We start from the raw sequence: 16613 nt of genomic DNA on the forward strand, positions 1-16613 counted from the left end.
AGGTCCTCCGGGCGCTCAACGCCTTTCAGCAACTCGTCCAGAATTTCCTTGGAGATCGTCATACATGCTTCCTTTCGGTGAAGCATGGACCCGATCAATCATACACAAAAGATCGGACACTCCCGCAGGTCGCGCATATCAAGCTGTCTCACAGCCGCGCCTTCCTCGTCCGAGCCTATTTGCTACAGACCCACGAGATGCTGTTCGATGCCCACTGGCACGGCTTCCGCGTCTTTGGCGGCGTTCCGGAGCGTGGGATCTACGACAACATGAAGACGGCGGTGGACCGGGTTGGCCGTGGCAAAGAGCGTCAGGTGAACATGCGCTTCCTGGCCATGGCAAACCACTACGTGTTCGAGCCGGAGTTCTGCAATCCGGCGGCGGGCTGGGAAAAGGGTCAGGTCGAAAAGAACGTCCAGGACGCCCGCCCGCGCTTATGGAACCCCATGCCGAACTTCCCCGACCTTGCTTCGCTGAACGCATGGCTGGAGCGGCGCTGCATGGAGTTCTGGCGCGAAATCCCCCATGGCACCCTCGCCGGCAGCATCGCGGATGCTTGGGGCTCGGAGCAAGCGGCGCTCATGCAGTTGCCGCCCGCCTTCGACGGCTTTGTCGAGCAGAGCAAGCGCGTGTCACCGACCTGCTTGATCAGCTTCGAGCGCAATCGCTACAGCGTCCCCGCCTCCTTTGCCAATAGACCAGTCAGCCTCCGGATCTACCCCGATCGCCTCGTGGTCGCTGCGGAAGGGCAAATCCTGTGCGAGCACGAGCGGCTAATCCAGCGATCTCACCATCTGCCCGGCAGAACGATCTACGACTGGCGCCACTACCTGGCCGTCATCCAGAGAAAGCCCGGAGCCCTGCGCAATGGCGCCCCCTTCGTGGATCTGCCGCCCGCCTTCCGGCAATTGCAGAGCCAATTGCTACGACGGCCCGGGGGAGATCGGGAGATGGTCGATATCCTTGCCCTGGTCTTGCATCACGACGAGCAAGTGGTGCTGAACGCGGTCGAGCTGGCGCTCTCCGAGGGCGTCGCGACCAAGACCCACGTCCTGAATCTTCTGCACCGCCTGATCGACGGGAAGTCGACCGACGCTCCCTCCATCGACCCGCCGGGTGCCTTGGCCCTCAAGCGAGAGCCCCGGGCCAATGTGGAGCGCTATGACGAGCTGCGGCTTCGCGATGCTGGAGGCCGCCATGCGTCATGACCCAGCCAGCGGTGCCATCGTGATCATGCTGCGCAGCCTCAAGATGCACGGGATGGCTCAAGCCGTGACCGACCTGATCGAGCAGGGTGCGCCGGCGTTCGAAGCCGCCGTGCCGATCCTGACGCAGCTCCTGAAGGCTGAGGTCGCGGAGCGCGAGGTGCGCTCGATCGCCTACCACATGAAGGTGGCACGCTTCCCGGCCTACAAGGATCTGCCCAACTTCGACTTCTCGTCCAGCGAGATGAACGAGGCCACGGTGCGCCAGTTGCATCGCGGAGAGTTCATGGAAGGAGCGCAGAACGTCGTTCTCATCGGCGGCCCCGGCACCGGGAAGACTCATATCGCAACCGCGCTTGGCATCCATGCCATCGAGCATCATCGCCGGAGAGTGCGCTTCTTCTCGACCATCGAACTCGTTAACGCTCTTGAGCAGGAGAAGGCCAAGGGAAAAGCCGGACACATCGCGGAGACCCTCACCCGCCTCGACCTGGTGATCCTGGACGAGCTCGGATACCTGCCGTTCAGCGCTTCAGGGGGCGCCTTGCTCTTCCATCTGCTGAGCAAGCTCTACGAGCGCACCAGCGTGATCATCACCACGAACCTCAGCTTCAGCGAGTGGGCCACAGTGTTCGGTGACGCCAAGATGACCACCGCGCTCCTCGATCGGCTGACCCATCGTTGCCACATCCTCGAGACCGGAAACGACAGCTTCCGCTTCAAGGACAGCGCGGCTGCAGCAACGCGGAAAAAGAGGGAGGGAAGCCATGTCTTGACCCAATCATGACCCGCTCAGCATAATCCAAGGTGGGTCACTTCTCGATGGAAACCCCGGGTCAGTTCTGGGTGGAAATCAACACATCATCCTCACAAAATGAACGTCAACAGACCCTAGAAGAAGAATCGCGGCCTGAGCCAGCCCGACCGCGCTGTCCAGAGCGGTCTCGATCTGTTCGCGTTCATCCAGCAGGGAATGCTTCATACCGGAACCCTCATCACTCATGTGTCATCATTCTGGGCAGGGCTTGCATCATAAGCCAGCCCGTCAGGCCCCCCGGATCGGACAATCCCGCCTGAAAACAGCCGATGCGCGAGAAAACCGATGCCCGCACCCCCGGGCGCCGAGATATGTGGGATATGTCTGGTCAGCCTGGCCAACCCTGCCCCAGACCTTTCGGGAACCGCCGTCGATACGGACAACCCGGGCGCTTTCGCCGTGATCTCCTCACCAATGTTCCGGGCACCGTTACGGTCGGCGTCCGTCGTCTCCTTCCTGCGGGGCGCCCGCGCCGGCAAGGGCCGCGGCGATGGCCCGGGAGAAGATGCCGGCATCCGTGGACAGCGAGGCGAAGTCGAACCCTTCGGCCAGCATCCGCCGCACCATCGCCCCCGAGCCGCAATGCACCCCGGCCAGCAGCCCCGCCGCATGGGCCGAGGCACGGATCGCGGCGATCGCGGCCAGAACATCCGGGGCCTCGGGGGTCAGGGTCGGCTCGTGCCCCAGCGACAGGCCCAGATCGGCAGGGCCGACATAGACGCCCGACAGCCCCTCGACCGCGGCGATCGCGTCGCGATTGGCCAGGGCCTCGGCCGTCTCGATCATCGCGAAGACCTGCACCAGATCGCCCGAGCGCGCGACGTAATCCGGATAAAGCGCGCCTGCCCGCACCGGCCCATAGCTGCGGCGCCCCAGCGGCGCGTAACGGCAGGCGGCGACCAGCGCGCGGGCATCGTCGGCGGTATTGACCATCGGGCAGATGATCCCCGCCGCCCCGGCATCGAGGCATTTCATCGCGATCCCGGGCTCGTTCCAGGGAATCCGGACCAAGATGGGCGCGCCGACGGCCGACATGGCCTGCAGCATGGTCAGCATCATCTGGTAATCGACCAGCCCGTGCTGCATGTCGATGGTCAGCATGTCAAAGCCGGCGCGGGCGACGATCTCGGCCGTGACGGCCGAGGGAAGGCCGCACCAGCCGTTGACCGCCTTGCCGCCAGCCGTGAAATGGCCACGAAAATCATCCGTTCTCAACCGCATTGCCGCCCGCCTCCTGAACCCGCCCGCCGGACAGGCAAACATGGCATGACAAAAAGGACAAGTCGCGTGCTATCCTCTTGCCGGTATTCCGCGCTGCGATATATTCCGCGCAACCACCCGCAACTTGGCGAGGGGCGAATGTTTGTCAGGATCGTCTGGGCCTTGTTGCCCGGACTGGCTTCGGCCAGCGTTTTTTCGGTGGGACTGCTGGCAGCCCGACCGCCCCTTCCAGCCGAAGGTCCCATGCCTCCGGTCCTGATCACCAAGCAGGCCCCGTCGGGGCTGCGGGTTCTGCTGGCGCGTGGCAGCGATCCCGACGCCTCGATGCAGCCGCTGCCCGCCCGCGTCGTCGGCCGCACGGCCCAGGACGGCGATGACCTTGACCACCAATGGCCGGGATTCCAGGCCTCGGCCCGCTTCGTCGGCAGCCGGATCGAGGTGGCGATCCGCGACAGTTCGAATCGCTATCGCCTTACGCTGGACGATGCCGAGGTGGAACTGACCCGGGTCGGCAGCGGGGTTCTGCGCATTTCCGGCCTCGCGGCCGGGACGCATGAGATCCGCCTCGAAAAACTGAGCGAACAGGCCGAAGTCGGGCATTTCGGCGGGTTTTTCCTGCCGCCCGAGGCCACGCCCCTGCCGCCGCCCGAGCGCCGGCCGCTGATTGAATTCGTCGGCGATTCCGATACCGTGGGATATGGCAATACGGCCCCTGGGCGTGACTGCTCGTCCGAGGCGCAGTATCTGGCCACCGACACGTCGCGCGCCTTTGGCCCAATGACCGCCCGCGCCCTGGGGTCGGATTACCGCATCATCGCGGCCTCGGGCATCGGGCTAGTGCGCAATCTTGGCGGCGGCGGCGACACGGCCATGGCCAAGGTCTATGCGCGCGCGCTGCCGCTGCAGGGCGACACCCCGCACGATCCCGAACCCGCCGCCGACGTGATCGTCATCGCCCTCGGCCCGAACGACTACGCCGATCCCGAGGATCTGGCGCTCAACTATCCCCCCTTCGCGGACGCCCTGCTGCAATTCATGCGCGACCGTCGCGCCGAGGCGCCGACGGCCCGGATCGTCCTGCTTGCCTTTGGCGAATACGGCAAGGATCTGGTGCGCGCCCATCGGGCCGCCCGCGATGCCTTTACCGCCGACGGCGACCAGGCCGATCTGCTGGTCATGCCTGAACTGGCGCGCACCGCCTGTCACTGGCACCCGTCACTGAACGATCACCAACTGATCGCCCGGGCGTTGACCAGACTGCTGGAATCGCCACCACAACCGGCCAGCCTGCCGGTCGGTGCATCCGGCAGCCGCGAGGCACCCGGGCGAGCGGAATCCAAACCTGCGGGTCCTGCGCCACACGCCTGACCGGCCGGAGCGGGTTCCCTGACCCTGTTCTGGAGCCCGAGCCATGCCTATCGAGAGCCTGCGCCCGTTAACGAACAAGCTGCACCGTCTGGTCGGCCACCATATGCGCGAGTTGACCGAGCTGGCCGTCGAGCGTTGGGAGATCAGCCCGGCCGAAACCCGCGAGGTGCCGCCGGTCATTCTTCTGCCCGGGCAGGCGGAGCGCGTCACTGCGGTCGAATTCGCCTCGCGCGAGGCGGTGATGGCCTCGCTGCCGGGCGATCCGGCCGAGCATATCCCCGCCACCATGGGCTATCGCCTGCGCGATGTCGATTTCGTCGACGGCGTTCTTTACGCCGGGTCGTCCGAACTGCACCTGCGCCGGCGCAGCCACTTGGCGCTGCCCCTCAGACATCCGCGGCGCAATCTCTCGGGCGCGCTTTATGAGACCTGGGTCGGAAACCGCTGGTTCGGCAACTGGCTGCTGGACGACTGCCTCAGCTATCGCCTGGCCGAAACCACCGGCCGGCCGGTCACCTCGACCCCGCCGCGCGGTGGGCATGTGCCGCGCTACGAGGAGCTTCTGGGCATGAGCCCCGAACGGATCGGCGACGCCCATTTCGACGACCTGATCCTGTTTGACGACCATCACAACAATTCCGGCCGCATCGCCCGCGCGCAGGACATGCGCGCCCGGCTGCTGAAGGGGCGCGATCCCGCGCCCAATCCCGGCATCTTCCTGTTCCGTGGCGGCAGCGGCGATGCCCGCATCCTCGAAAACGAGGCCGAGATCGCCGAGAACCTGCAGGCGCGCTACGGATTCCGCGTGATGTTCCCCGAGGCGCATACGGTGGACGAGTTGCTGGATGCCTGCGGCGCCACCCGGATTGTCGCCGGGATCGAAGGCAGCCAGCTCAATCACGGGCTGGCGGTCATGCCGCCGGGCGGCACGTTGCTGACCATGCAGCCCGCCGATCGCACCACGACGGCCATGAAGCTTCTGACCGACCGCTGGCAGCAGCGTTTCGCGCTGCTGGTCGGGCGTGGCACCGCGCGCGGGTTCCGGATCGAATGGGACGAGGTGCAGCGGACACTGGACCTGATCCTGTAGATTTGGACAAATCGTCTGCATTCAAGCCAATATCGGCTTGAATTGGCCGCGCCCAGCGGTCATTTTCGCATCGTCCAGACAGGGGGCCGTCCGCCGCGACCCGCCCTCATCCTGTTGTGTCAGTTCGGAGTGGTCTGCCGGTGTGGCGTGAAATTCGCAAGGATTATGAACGGCATGGCCGCCGCTGTACCGATCCGGCCTTCGTCTCGCTGGCGGTCTATCGCTATGGCCGGTGGGCGCGGCAGCGCCGGAACCCGGCCGCGCGCTGGCTTGCCAACAAGATTTATGGCCTCATGTGCCTGTTTATCCTCAACGTCACCAAGGTCTGGATCCCGCCCGAGGTCACGCTGGGCGAGGGCTTTCACATCATCCATGCCGAAGGATCGTTATCGATCCATCCCGACGTGGTGATCGGGGATCGCTGCGGGGTGATGCACAATGTCACCGTCGGCACCAATATGGGGCCGGGCGCGCCGAAGATCGGCGATGACGTGTTCATCGGGGTGAACTCGACCGTGCTGGGCCGCATCCGGATCGGCAACCGGGTCCGGATCGGCGCCAATACCGCCGTGACGACCAATGTGCCCGACGACAGCATCGTCGTCGGCTCACCCGCCCGCATCTTCCCGAACCTGCCGATCTTCGCGCAGAAGGCGAAAAAGGACCACAAGGCATGAGCGCACCCGGCCTCGAAATCGGCGAAAGCACGATGTGGCGGCTGCTGGCCGACAACCTGCCGCAACGCGCGGAGAAGGTGGCGCTGATCGACGCCGGGCGGCAGGCGACCTATGCCGAGGTGGCGGCCGGGGCCGACCGGGTCGCGGGCTGGCTGGCCGCCTCGGGCGTCGCCGCGGGCGACCGGGTGATCGTGCATCTGCGCAAGGGCATCGACGAGGTCACCGCGATGTTCGGCGCCTGGAAGATCGGCGCGGTCGTCGTGAACGTGAACCATCAATGGACACCCATGCAACTGGCCTATGTCGCGGGCGACTGCCGGGCGCGGGCGGCGATCCTGCCCTCGGGGGTGCTGAAGGGGCTGGCCACCGAGCCGCTGCCCGAATCGGTCGAACATCTGCTGGTGCAGGGCCGGCCCTCGGCCCTGCCCGGCAATGCCTCCGCCTGGGACGACCTGCCCGCCAGCGATGCGGCCGAGGCCAGGCCCGATCCCGGCGATCTGGCGATGATCATCTATACCTCGGGCTCGACCGGCAAGCCCAAGGGCGTGATGCTGAGCCATCGCAATATCCGCATCGGCGCCGTCTCGGTTTGCGACTATCTGGGGCTGGCCGAGGACGACCGGCTGCTGTCGGTCCTGCCCTACAGCTTCGATGCCGGCCTGAACCAGTTGACCGACGCCTTCCTTCTGGGCGCGACGGTGATCCACCAGCCGGTCTCGATGCCCTCCGAGGTGGTGCGCATGGCCGCCGAGCACGGTGCCACGACCATCGCCGGGGTGCCGCCGCTGTGGAATCAGGTGGTGCGTTACCTGGCCGATTCCGGCACGCCCCTGCCCGCGCTTCGCCGGGTCACCAATACCGGCGGCAAGATCCCCCCGAACATCCTCGACCTGATGCCGGGGGTGTTTCCGGGCGTCGAGTTCTTCCTGATGTACGGGCTGACCGAGGCCTTCCGCTCGACCTATCTGCCCCCGGCCCGCTTTGCCGCCAAGAAGGGGTCGATCGGGCATGGCATCCCGAACGCGCAGATCTTCGTCATCAAGCATGGCGAGGGGATCGCCGGCCCCGGCGAGCAGGGCGAGCTTGTCCATGGCGGCCCGCTGGTCAGCCTCGGCTATTGGGAACAGCCGGATCTGACCGCGCAGAAGATCCGCCCCTGCCCCGAACTGCGCGCGGTGCTGGGCGACGCGCCGGTGGTCTATTCCGGCGATCTGGTGCGGCTGGACCAGGACGGCGATCTGTGGTTCGTCAGCCGCATGGACGAGATGATCAAGACCCAGGGCTTCCGGCTGTCGCCGACCGAGGTCGAGGATATCGTCTCGGCCTCGGGCATGGTCACCGATGTGGTCGCCTACGGGGTCGCGGATGACGATGCCGGCCAGGTCGTCCATGTCGCCGCCTGCCTGCTGGGCGAGGCCGATGCGCCCGCGCTGATGGGTCATTGCCGCAAGGCGATGGCGCATTACATGGTTCCGCGCCATATTCACCCTTGGGCAGGTGCCATGCCGCGCACCGCCAGCGGCAAGCTGGATCGCCCCAAGATCATCGCCGCCGCGAAGGCGGCGCAGCCGAAGGACACCGCATGAGCCTGACCGCCGACGACCTGATCCGCTTTCTGCGCGACGAGTTGAACATCGAGGACGACCTGGATGCCGGGACCGAACTCTTCTCGACCGGCATCCTCGATTCCGTGGCGATGATGAACATCATCGGCTTCGTCGAGGAAAAGGCGGGCATCGAGGTGCGCCCGGCCGATGTGACGCTGGAAAATTTCGATACCCTGCAGCGGATCGTGGACTACGCGCGTGAGCAGGCCTGACCCGGATATCGACCGCATCCTGACAGAGGCGGCGGGGCGTTTCGGCACTCCGGCCTATGTCTATCTGACCGATCTCATCGAGGAGCGGATCGCAGCGCTGGAGGCCGCGTTCGGCCGCTGGTTCCGGCTGTCCTATGCGATGAAATGCAACCCGAACCCGGCGCTGCTGTCATGGCTGAAGGACCGGGTGCCCTTCATCGACGTCTCCTCGGGCGGAGAGTTCATGCTGGCCACCGGCGCCGGGTGGAACCCCGCGCGGGCCAGCTTTACCGGTCCCGCCAAGCGCGAGGCGGAACTCGGCCGGGTCATTCGGGACGGTCTGGGCGAACTGGTGATCGAGAGCCTGCGCGAGGCGCGGCTGGCCGACCGCATCGCCGGCGAGGCCGGACGGCGTCAGGACGTGCTGATCCGCATCGCACCCGACCGCGTGCCGAAGGGCTTCGGCGACCAGATGGCCGGCCGGCCCAGCCCCTTCGGCATCGATGTCGAAGAGGCACCCGCGGCACTGGCCGAGATCCTGTCGCTGCCGAACCTGCGCGTCGCGGGTATGCATGTCTATTCCGGCACGCAATGCCTGAAGCCCGCCGCGATCGTCGAGAACTGGGGCATCTTCATCGCCATCTTCCGCGAGCTTTGCGCCGCCCATGACCTGCGCCCCGACCGGCTGATCTTCGGCTCGGGCCTCGGCATCCCCTATCATCCGGGTGACGCAGCGCTGGATCTGGATGAGGTGGCGGCGGCTGCGGCCCCCGGACTGGAGGCGCTGAAAGCCGATCCGCGCTTTGCCGGGACCGAACTGGTGCTGGAACTGGGCCGTTATCTGGTCGGGCCGGCCGGGTATTTCGTGACACGCGTGATCTCGACCAAGGACTCGCGCGGATCGCGTATCGCCATCTGCGACGGTGGCATGAACGGGCATCTGGCGGCGTCGGGGCATTTCGGCATGGTGCTGCGCCGCAATTACGTCATGCACCGCGTGGGCGAGGACGAGGGCGGCGAGGAGAAGATCGACATCTCCGGCCCGCTCTGCACCTCGATCGACAAGCTGGGCAGCAATGTCGCCCTGCCCCGCGTCGAGGCGGGCGACCTGATCGCGATCCATGCCAGCGGCGCCTACGGGCCGACCTCGAGCCCGGTGAATTTCATCAGCCACCCCACCCCGCGCGAGGTGCTGGCGACCGGCGGACAGCTGACCGACGCCACCCGGATCGAGGGCGCAGGCCTGCGCGACTGAGGCGCGCAGGCGTGAAGGCCGGGGGCGCTGCCCCCGGACCCCCGAGGTATTTGCAAAGAGTGCGAAGGGATCGGCACTGGACCCCGCCCCGCCAATGCGGTTCTGTGGGCTGCCACGATGATGATGGAGGCCCTGATGGACGATCTGGAAAAACGCATTGCACAGGCACGCGGCGACATCCCCGCCGATCTGGTGCTGCGCGGCGGGCGGGTCTTCGATCTGGTCACCGGTGGCATGATCGAGGGCGATGTGGCGATCTGCGGCGACCGGATCGCGGGAATCGGCGACTATCAGGGCGATCGCATCATCGATGTTGCCGGGCTGGTGCTGGTGCCGGGCTTCATCGACACGCATCTGCATGTCGAATCGAGCCTCGTCACGCCCTTCGAGTTCGACCGCTGCGTCGCGCCGCGCGGGATCACCACCGCCATTTGCGACCCGCATGAGATCGCCAATGTCATCGGGCTGGACGGGATCCGCTATTTCCAGCGCGCGAGCGCATATCTCATGATGGATCTGCGGGTGCAGCTGTCGTCCTGCGTGCCCTCGACCGAGATGGAAACCTCGGGCGCGCGGATCGAGGCGGAGGATCTGCGCGGAGTTATGGGCCATCCCTCGGGGCTGGGGCTGGCCGAGTTCATGAACTATCCCGGCGTGATCCGGCGCGACCCGGGCGCCATGGCCAAGCTGCGTCTGTTCGCGGGCGGTCATGTCGATGGCCATTGCCCGCAGCTGTCGGGACGGGATCTGAACGCCTATATCGCCGCCGGGATCCGCACCGAACACGAAGCGACCACTGCCGCCGAGGCGCTGGAAAAGCTGCGCAAGGGGATGCGGGTGCTGATCCGCGAGGGCTCGGTCAGCAAGGATTTGCGCGCGCTGCAACCGGTTCTGACCGAGCGGACGGCGCCCTATATGTGCCTGTGCACCGATGACCGGAACCCGCTGGATATCGGCGAGCATGGGCATCTGGACTACATGATCCGCAGCCTGATCGAACTGGGCACGCCACCGCTCGCGGCCTATCGCGCGGCGTCCCTGTCGGCGGCCGAGGCCTTCGGGCTGAAGGATCGCGGGTTGATCGCGCCGGGGCTGCGCGCCGATATCGTGGCGCTGGACAGCCTTGAAGGATGCCGCGCGCAACTGGTGCTGGCCGGCGGGCGCGTGGTCGATGCGGCCGCCTTCGCCGCGCGCGGGGAGGTTGAACCGGTCGGGCGAGGCTCGGTCCGGGCGCCGCGGGTTTCGACGCGCGATTTCCGCTGCACCGGCAACCGCGCCGAAACCGATGTGATCGGCATTCTCGAAGGCAAGATCATCACCGAGCATCTGCGCGTCGAGATCGCGCCCGAGGATGGCGACAAGCGCCCCGATCCGGCCCGCGACCTGCTGCGCATCGCGGTGATCGAGCGGCACGGGCGGAACGGCAATATCGCCACCGGCTTCGTGCGGGGCTTCGGCATGCAGAGCGGGGCCATTGCCTCGACCGTCTGTCATGACCACCACAATATCGCCGTGGTCGGCGTCGATTACGCGGATATGGCACTGGCCGCGAACCGCCTGTCCGAGATCGAGGGCGGCTTCGTGGTGGCCGCCGGCGGCAAGGTGCTGGCCGAACTGGCGCTGCCGCTGGCCGGGCTGATGAGTCTGGAGCCGTTCGAGGCCGTGCGTGATCGGTTGATCGACTTGCGTGCCGCCGCGGAAGGGCTTGGCGTGACACTGGAGGAGCCGTTTCTGCAGCTTGCCTTCCTTGCCCTGCCGGTGATCCCGGCGCTGAAGATCACCGACCGGGGCATGGTCGATGTCGAGAAATTCGAGATCATCGCCGGATAGGATCCGATGGCCGGGGCGCTGCCCCGGACCCCGAGGTATTTGGAAAGAGGGCGAGGGGCGGCCCCTTCTCGGTCGTGCAGGGCCTCAGTCGTGCCGGATCACCATGGTTCGTGTCGCGGCGAATTCATAGAGCGCATCGAAGCCCTTTTCGCGGCCATGTCCGGATTTTTTCATGCCGCCGAAGGGCAGTTCGATCCCGCCACCGGCGCCATAGGCGTTGACGAAGACCTGGCCGACCATGATCCGGCGGGCGACGCGGATCGCGCGGCCGGCATCGCGGGACCAGACGCCGGCGACGAGGCCGTAATCGGTGTCATTGGCAAGTGCCACGGCATCGGCCTCGTCGCGGAAGGTCAGCAGCGACAGGATCGGGCCGAAGACCTCTTGCCGGGCCAGCGGGTGGTCGCGGGGAACCGGGCCATAGGCGCGGGGGGCGATGAAATTGCCGGATTGCGGGGCATCGGGATCGACGCCGCCTTCCGCGATCAGCGGGATTCCGTCGGCATCGGCCTGATCGCAGAAGCGCCGGACGCGGGCCAGTTGTCCCGGGCTGATCAGCGGACCAAGGTCCCGATCCGCCTGTTGCAGGCCGGCGGTGAGGGCAGGAAACCCGGCCCGCAGGCGTTCGATGACGTTCTGCGCGATGCCGTCCTCGACCAGCAGCCGCGCCCCGGCCGAGCAGGTCTGCCCAGCATTCTGGGTGATCGCCTTCAGGATCACCGGCATGGCGCGGTCGAGATCGGCATCGGCGAAGACGATCTGGGGGGATTTGCCCCCCAGTTCCAGCGTGCAGCCGATATGGTGGCGGGCGGCGGCCGTCTGCACCGCGGTGCCGACTTCGGGGCTGCCGGTGAAGCTGATGAAGTCGATGCCGGGATGGGCCGCCAGCGCCGCGCCGGCCTCTTCGCCGCGGCCAGGCACGCAGTTCAGCGCGCCGGGCGGCAGGCCGGCATCGCGCAGGATCTCGGTCAGGCGCAGCGGCGTCAGGCAGGCGTCCTCGGCCGGTTTCAGCACGCAGGCATTGCCCATCGCCAGCGCCGCCGCGATGGTGCGGCCGAACATCTGCGCGGGATAGTTCCAGGGGATGATATGCCCGGTCACGCCATGGGGAACATGTTCGGTGGTGACGAAATGCCCGGGCAGGAAGGGAATCGTGTCGCCATGCACCTTGTCGGCGGCCCCGCCGTAGAATTCCAGATAGCGGGCCGTCGCGGTGATATCGGCACGGGCCTGACCGATGGGCTTGCCGGTATCGCGGGCCTCGAGCAGGGCAAGCTCGTCAAAGGACTCGAGCACCAGCGCCGCGGCGCGTGTCAGGACCCGCCCGCGCTCGGTCGCGGTCAGGCTGCCCCACGAACCCTCGAAGGCGCGACGGGCGGCCGTGACGGCCGCGTCGATATCGGCGGCATTGCCGGCGGCGATGCGGGTGAAGACCTCACCCGTGGCCGGATCGGCGACAGCCAGGGTGGCGCCGCTGGCCGACGGGCGCCAGGCATTGTCGATGAAGATGCCGTCCGAGGCGGCGGCGCAGGACCGGGGCACGATGTTCATGGGCTCCTCCCTCTTCCGGGATCCTTGCGCATCGCGTCGGCGGGCGCAAGCGTCAGCCGCGCAGGCGATCCACGGCGGCGATGGCGAGGGCCACCGCCTCATCGATCGCAAGATCGCTGGTGTCGATCACCATGGCATCCTGCGCCGGCCGCAGCGGTGCCGCCGCGCGCTCACTGTCGCGCCCGTCCCGTTCCTGCAGCTGGACCAGCATCGCGCCCGGATCGGCGCCGAGTTCCGCCGCCCGCCGGGCCGCGCGCACCTCGTCCGAGGCCACGACATAGAGTTTGACCTGCGCCTCGGGGCAGATAACCGTGCCGATGTCGCGCCCGTCGAGGACGGCGCCCGGCTTCTGCGCGGCAAAGCGACGCTGGAAATCGACCAGTGCCGCCCGCACCTCGGGGATGGCGGCCACGCGGCTTGCGGCCTGCCCGGCCTCGGCGCTGCGCAGGTCGTCCCGGGCCAGATCCGCGGCGGTCAGGCTGCGGGCCGCCTCGACCGGGTCGCCGCCCCGGGCCCCGGTCGCACGATAGAGCAGCCCGGTATCCAGATGATGGAAGCCGAAATGATCGGCCAGCGCGCGGGCGATGGTCCCCTTGCCCGAAGCAGCCGGGCCATCAATGGCAACGATGAAAGACATGATCGGGCTCCGACAGGGACGCAATGGCGCGGCGACGCCCTCTTTCGCATGGCTTGCGGCCCGGAATCCAGCCTTTGCGCCACAATCCGCCGATCAGGCCGGGTATCGGCCCCGTGCCCCGGCAGATCAGGGCGAAGGAGAAGAATTTCTCTTGGCAAAACCGCCCGGCTGTCATCCAATGTACATATTCAAGTGTTTCTTATCATTCCGGCGATTTTATGCTGTCCATATATTTACAAAGAGTCATCGATTCCGCGACCGTGGCCGATCTCAGGGCCGCCTATCTGGACGCCATGGGCGGCCTCGGTTTCAGGCATACCCTCTATGCGGCGCGCTTCCTGCTGACACTGCCGGCTGCACTTTCTCGGGACAAGACCGAGACATACGGCAATTTCCCGCAGGAGTTCGATCCTCTCCTGAAGGACCCGGACCTTCTGGCGCGGTCAGTCTGGCTGCGCTGGTCCGCGCGCCATTCCGGCACCATCTCGACCCGGAACCTGTATCAGGACCGCGGCAAGTCCGCGCAGGATGGATCGGACAAGGCGTTCGTGCTTGCCCGACGCCTCGGCCTCGAGGCCGGGCAGGTCATCAGTCTGAGGGACCCGGTGCTGCACGGTCAGGGCGCCGTGCTTCTGATCCCATTCGCGGGTGCCACGCATGACGATGTCGAACGAAGATGGGCCGTGTCGCATCAAGAAATCACCGCGCTGAGCTGGGTCATGCATCTGCGCATGGCCGGGATCCGCCAGAACGGGGCCGGGCAACTGACGCCACGCCAGCGCGAAGTGCTGGAATGGAGTTCCACGGGCAAGACGGTGACCGAGATCGGAACCATCATCGGCGTCAGCGCGGCCACGATCGAAAAGCATCTGCGGCTTGCGCGCAACAACTTCGCCGCGGACAGCACGGCCCAGGCGGTCCTGAAGGCCCATCTGAGCCGCCAGCTTTTCACCCGCGACCCCAGCAACAATCCGCCGCAGTAGGGGTTGCCTGACTTTCATCCGCGCCGGGCCGGCGTCTATGGAAAACCGTTCCGTGAGTGATGGCGCCTCGGCGCCAGGAACGCTGCGCCGGTTTCCGATGTTGCCCGGATCGGCGCTGGCCGGAGAAATCCGGCCGGTTCTGCCGGTGGGATCCGAACCCCCGCCGGCAGAATTTTTGCCCCGATCCCGCAATGCGCCCCTCGGGGTCGGTCCTTCACAAGGGGCCGGGCAAACAAACGCCGGCCAGAATGGCCGGCGTCGTCCTGGGTCACAGTGATCGCTGCGCCGGCGGGGCGCAGCGGGGCGCGCTCAGGCGCCGCTCAGGGTCTTGGCGACCTCGGCTGCGAAATCCTCTTCCTTCTTCTCGATGCCTTCGCCGACGGCGACGCGGGCATAGCCGGTCACTTCGACGCCGGCTTCCTTGGCCGCCTCGGCCACGGTGACATCGGGATTGATGACAAATTTCTGCCCCAGCAGCGTCACTTCCTCGAAGAACTTCTTCATCCGGCCCTTGATCATGTTCTCGATGATGCTTTCGGGCTTGCCGGATTCGCGCGCCTGTTCGGTCAGGACCTGCTTTTCACGCTCGATCAGCGCCGGGTCCAGATCGGCCTCGGATAGCGAGGCCGGGCTGGTCGCGGCGATATGCATGGCGATCTGCTTGCCGACTTCCTGGGCCTTTTCCTTCGGGCCGTTCAGCGCCACCAGAACGCCGATCTTGCCCATGCCCTCGGCCGCGGCATTATGGACATAGGAGACGATGGTGTCGCCTTCCAGCACATGCATGCGGCGCAGGGTCATGTTCTCGCCGATGCGGGCGATGGCAGCGGTCAGCACATCGGCCACCGGGCGACCGTTCAGGTTGGTGGCCTTCAGCACCTCGACATCCTCGCCGACGGTCAGCGCGACATCGCTGATCTCGCGGACCAGTTGCTGGAAATCGGCGTTCTTGGCGACGAAATCGGTTTCCGAGTTCAGCTCGACCGCGACACCCTTGCCGTCGGTGACGGACACGCCGACCAGACCCTCGGCGGCGATCCGGCCCGATTTCTTGGCCGCCTTGGCCAGACCCTTGGTGCGCAGCCAGTCGATCGCGGCTTCCATGTCGCCGTCATTCTCGGTCAGCGCCTTCTTGGCGTCCATCATCCCTGCGCCGGTGGTTTCGCGCAGCTCTTTCACCATCGCGGCGGTGATAGCCATGATCCGTCTCCTTTGTTCAAGACATCAGGCGGGGCATATCCCCGCCTGACGACATTCCCGTAACATTCCGGTATCGCCCGGGGCTCAGGCGTCAGCCGTCGCCTGCTGGTCCGCCTTGGCCTCGGCCTCGCCGTCATCCAGCAGTTCCTCGGGGGCCTCGGCCAGAGCGCCGACATCAACGCCGGCGGCGCCCATCTGCGCCGACATCCCGTCCAGGGCGGCGCGGCTGGCCAGATCGCAATAGAGCGCGATGGCGCGGGCGGCGTCGTCATTGCCCGGAATGATGTAGTCCACGCCCTCGGGCGAGCAGTTGGTATCGACCACGGCGACGACCGGGATACCCAGCTTCTTCGCCTCGAGGATCGCCAGATCCTCCTTGTTCACGTCGATGACGAACAGCAGGTCCGGCAGGCCGCCCATGTCGCGGATGCCGCCCAGCGAGGCCTGCAGCTTGGCCTGCTCGCGCTCGAGGCCCAGACGCTCTTTCTTGGTCATGCCCTCGGCGCCGGCGGCCATGGTCTCGTCGATCGCCTTCAGGCGGTTGATCGACTGGCTGACCGTCTTCCAGTTGGTCAGCGTGCCGCCCAGCCAGCGGTGGTTCATGTAGAACTGCGCCGACCTCTCGGCCGCATCGGCGATGGCCTTCTGCGCCTGACGCTTGGTGCCGACGAACAGCACCCGGCCGCCCTTGGCGACGGTGTCGCGGATCACCTGCAGCGCCGCGTCCAGCATCGGCACGGTCTGGGTCAGGTCGACGATGTGAATGCCGTTGCGGTCACCATAGATGAACTCGCCCATGCGCGGGTTCCAACGCTGGGTCTGGTGGCCGTAATGCACGCCAGCTTCGAGAAGCTGACGCAGCGAAAATTCGGGAAGCGCCATTCCATATCCTTTCCGGTTTGCGCCTTGGCAGGGGATTCAGGACATGCGTCCCAACCGGTGGACCACTTGCGGATGTCTCCCGCAAGGGCCCGCCCCTGC

16 protein-coding genes are annotated in these 16613 nt (G+C 66.5%); 10 read left to right on the top strand and 6 right to left on the bottom strand.

All coding sequences use genetic code 11. The features are described from left to right. Both istA and istB read left to right on the top strand, forming a co-directional pair. On the top strand, positions 1–1208 hold a 1208-nt coding region (gene istA / locus KNW02_RS10995), incomplete at its 5' end, for an IS21 family transposase (protein WP_252733730.1). Further along, the gene (istB, locus tag KNW02_RS11000; RefSeq protein WP_092431586.1) at positions 1198–1992 is read left to right on the top strand and encodes an IS21-like element helper ATPase IstB; all 795 of its coding nucleotides are present in this window, start codon (positions 1198–1200) and stop codon (positions 1990–1992) included. The genes istA and istB, both read left to right, overlap by 11 nt. Before the next feature lie 66 nt (positions 1993–2058). Here istB and KNW02_RS11005 read toward each other — a convergent pair whose 3' ends face one another. After that, positions 2059–2208, bottom strand: coding sequence for a hypothetical protein (locus tag KNW02_RS11005; RefSeq protein ID WP_216033320.1), 150 nt, complete (start codon positions 2206–2208; stop codon positions 2059–2061). A gap of 243 nt (positions 2209–2451) precedes the next feature. Beyond that, on the bottom strand, positions 2452–3243 hold the full coding sequence (locus KNW02_RS11010) for an HpcH/HpaI aldolase family protein (RefSeq protein ID WP_216033321.1): 792 nt from the start codon (positions 3241–3243) through the stop codon (positions 2452–2454). Between the two features lie 243 nt (positions 3244–3486). Between KNW02_RS11010 and KNW02_RS11015 the strand changes: the two genes are divergently transcribed. The 7 genes from KNW02_RS11015 (at position 3487) to ade (ending at position 11261) form a co-directional block, all read left to right on the top strand. Beyond that, complete coding sequence (locus KNW02_RS11015; RefSeq protein ID WP_216033322.1) at positions 3487–4611, top strand: SGNH/GDSL hydrolase family protein; 1125 nt, start codon at positions 3487–3489, stop codon at positions 4609–4611. 43 nt (positions 4612–4654) lie between these two features. Next, positions 4655–5701: a glycosyltransferase family 61 protein gene (locus tag KNW02_RS11020; protein ID WP_252733732.1), complete on the top strand. Its 1047-nt coding sequence runs from the start codon at positions 4655–4657 to the stop codon at positions 5699–5701. A gap of 140 nt (positions 5702–5841) precedes the next feature. Continuing rightward, positions 5842–6378, top strand: a complete 537-nt coding sequence (locus tag KNW02_RS11025) for a serine O-acetyltransferase (RefSeq protein ID WP_348524715.1) — start codon at positions 5842–5844, stop codon at positions 6376–6378. Next, the gene (locus tag KNW02_RS11030; RefSeq protein ID WP_216033323.1) at positions 6375–7964 is read left to right on the top strand and encodes an AMP-binding protein; all 1590 of its coding nucleotides are present in this window, start codon (positions 6375–6377) and stop codon (positions 7962–7964) included. The genes KNW02_RS11025 and KNW02_RS11030 overlap by 4 nt, the downstream gene beginning before the upstream one ends. Next, the gene (locus tag KNW02_RS11035; RefSeq protein ID WP_216033324.1) at positions 7961–8197 is read left to right on the top strand and encodes an acyl carrier protein; all 237 of its coding nucleotides are present in this window, start codon (positions 7961–7963) and stop codon (positions 8195–8197) included. The genes KNW02_RS11030 and KNW02_RS11035 overlap by 4 nt, the downstream gene beginning before the upstream one ends. Next, positions 8184–9431 carry a type III PLP-dependent enzyme gene (locus KNW02_RS11040; protein ID WP_216033325.1) on the top strand — a complete coding sequence of 416 codons (1248 nt, stop codon included), beginning with the start codon at positions 8184–8186 and terminating at the stop codon, positions 9429–9431. The genes KNW02_RS11035 and KNW02_RS11040 overlap by 14 nt, the downstream gene beginning before the upstream one ends. A gap of 135 nt (positions 9432–9566) precedes the next feature. Beyond that, complete coding sequence (ade, locus tag KNW02_RS11045; RefSeq protein ID WP_216033386.1) at positions 9567–11261, top strand: adenine deaminase; 1695 nt, start codon at positions 9567–9569, stop codon at positions 11259–11261. 84 nt (positions 11262–11345) lie between these two features. Here ade and KNW02_RS11050 read toward each other — a convergent pair whose 3' ends face one another. Continuing rightward, positions 11346–12812: an aldehyde dehydrogenase family protein gene (locus KNW02_RS11050; protein ID WP_216033326.1), complete on the bottom strand. Its 1467-nt coding sequence runs from the start codon at positions 12810–12812 to the stop codon at positions 11346–11348. A 52-nt stretch (positions 12813–12864) separates the two neighbouring features. After that, the gene (locus KNW02_RS11055; RefSeq protein WP_216033327.1) at positions 12865–13449 is read right to left on the bottom strand and encodes a (d)CMP kinase; all 585 of its coding nucleotides are present in this window, start codon (positions 13447–13449) and stop codon (positions 12865–12867) included. 23 nt (positions 13450–13472) lie between these two features. Between KNW02_RS11055 and KNW02_RS11060 the strand changes: the two genes are divergently transcribed. Continuing rightward, positions 13473–14432 carry a helix-turn-helix transcriptional regulator gene (locus KNW02_RS11060; protein WP_216033328.1) on the top strand — a complete coding sequence of 320 codons (960 nt, stop codon included), beginning with the start codon at positions 13473–13475 and terminating at the stop codon, positions 14430–14432. Positions 14433–14741: 309 nt separating this feature from the next. Here KNW02_RS11060 and tsf read toward each other — a convergent pair whose 3' ends face one another. Continuing rightward, on the bottom strand, positions 14742–15632 hold the full coding sequence (tsf, locus tag KNW02_RS11065; protein WP_216033329.1) for a translation elongation factor Ts: 891 nt from the start codon (positions 15630–15632) through the stop codon (positions 14742–14744). Positions 15633–15716: 84 nt separating this feature from the next. Next, on the bottom strand, positions 15717–16514 hold the full coding sequence (gene rpsB, locus KNW02_RS11070; RefSeq protein ID WP_216033330.1) for a 30S ribosomal protein S2: 798 nt from the start codon (positions 16512–16514) through the stop codon (positions 15717–15719). Positions 16515–16613 lie beyond the last annotated feature (99 nt).

The sequence above is a fragment of the Paracoccus marinaquae genome, assembly GCF_018860165.1.
Lineage (GTDB): Bacteria > Pseudomonadota > Alphaproteobacteria > Rhodobacterales > Rhodobacteraceae > Paracoccus > Paracoccus marinaquae.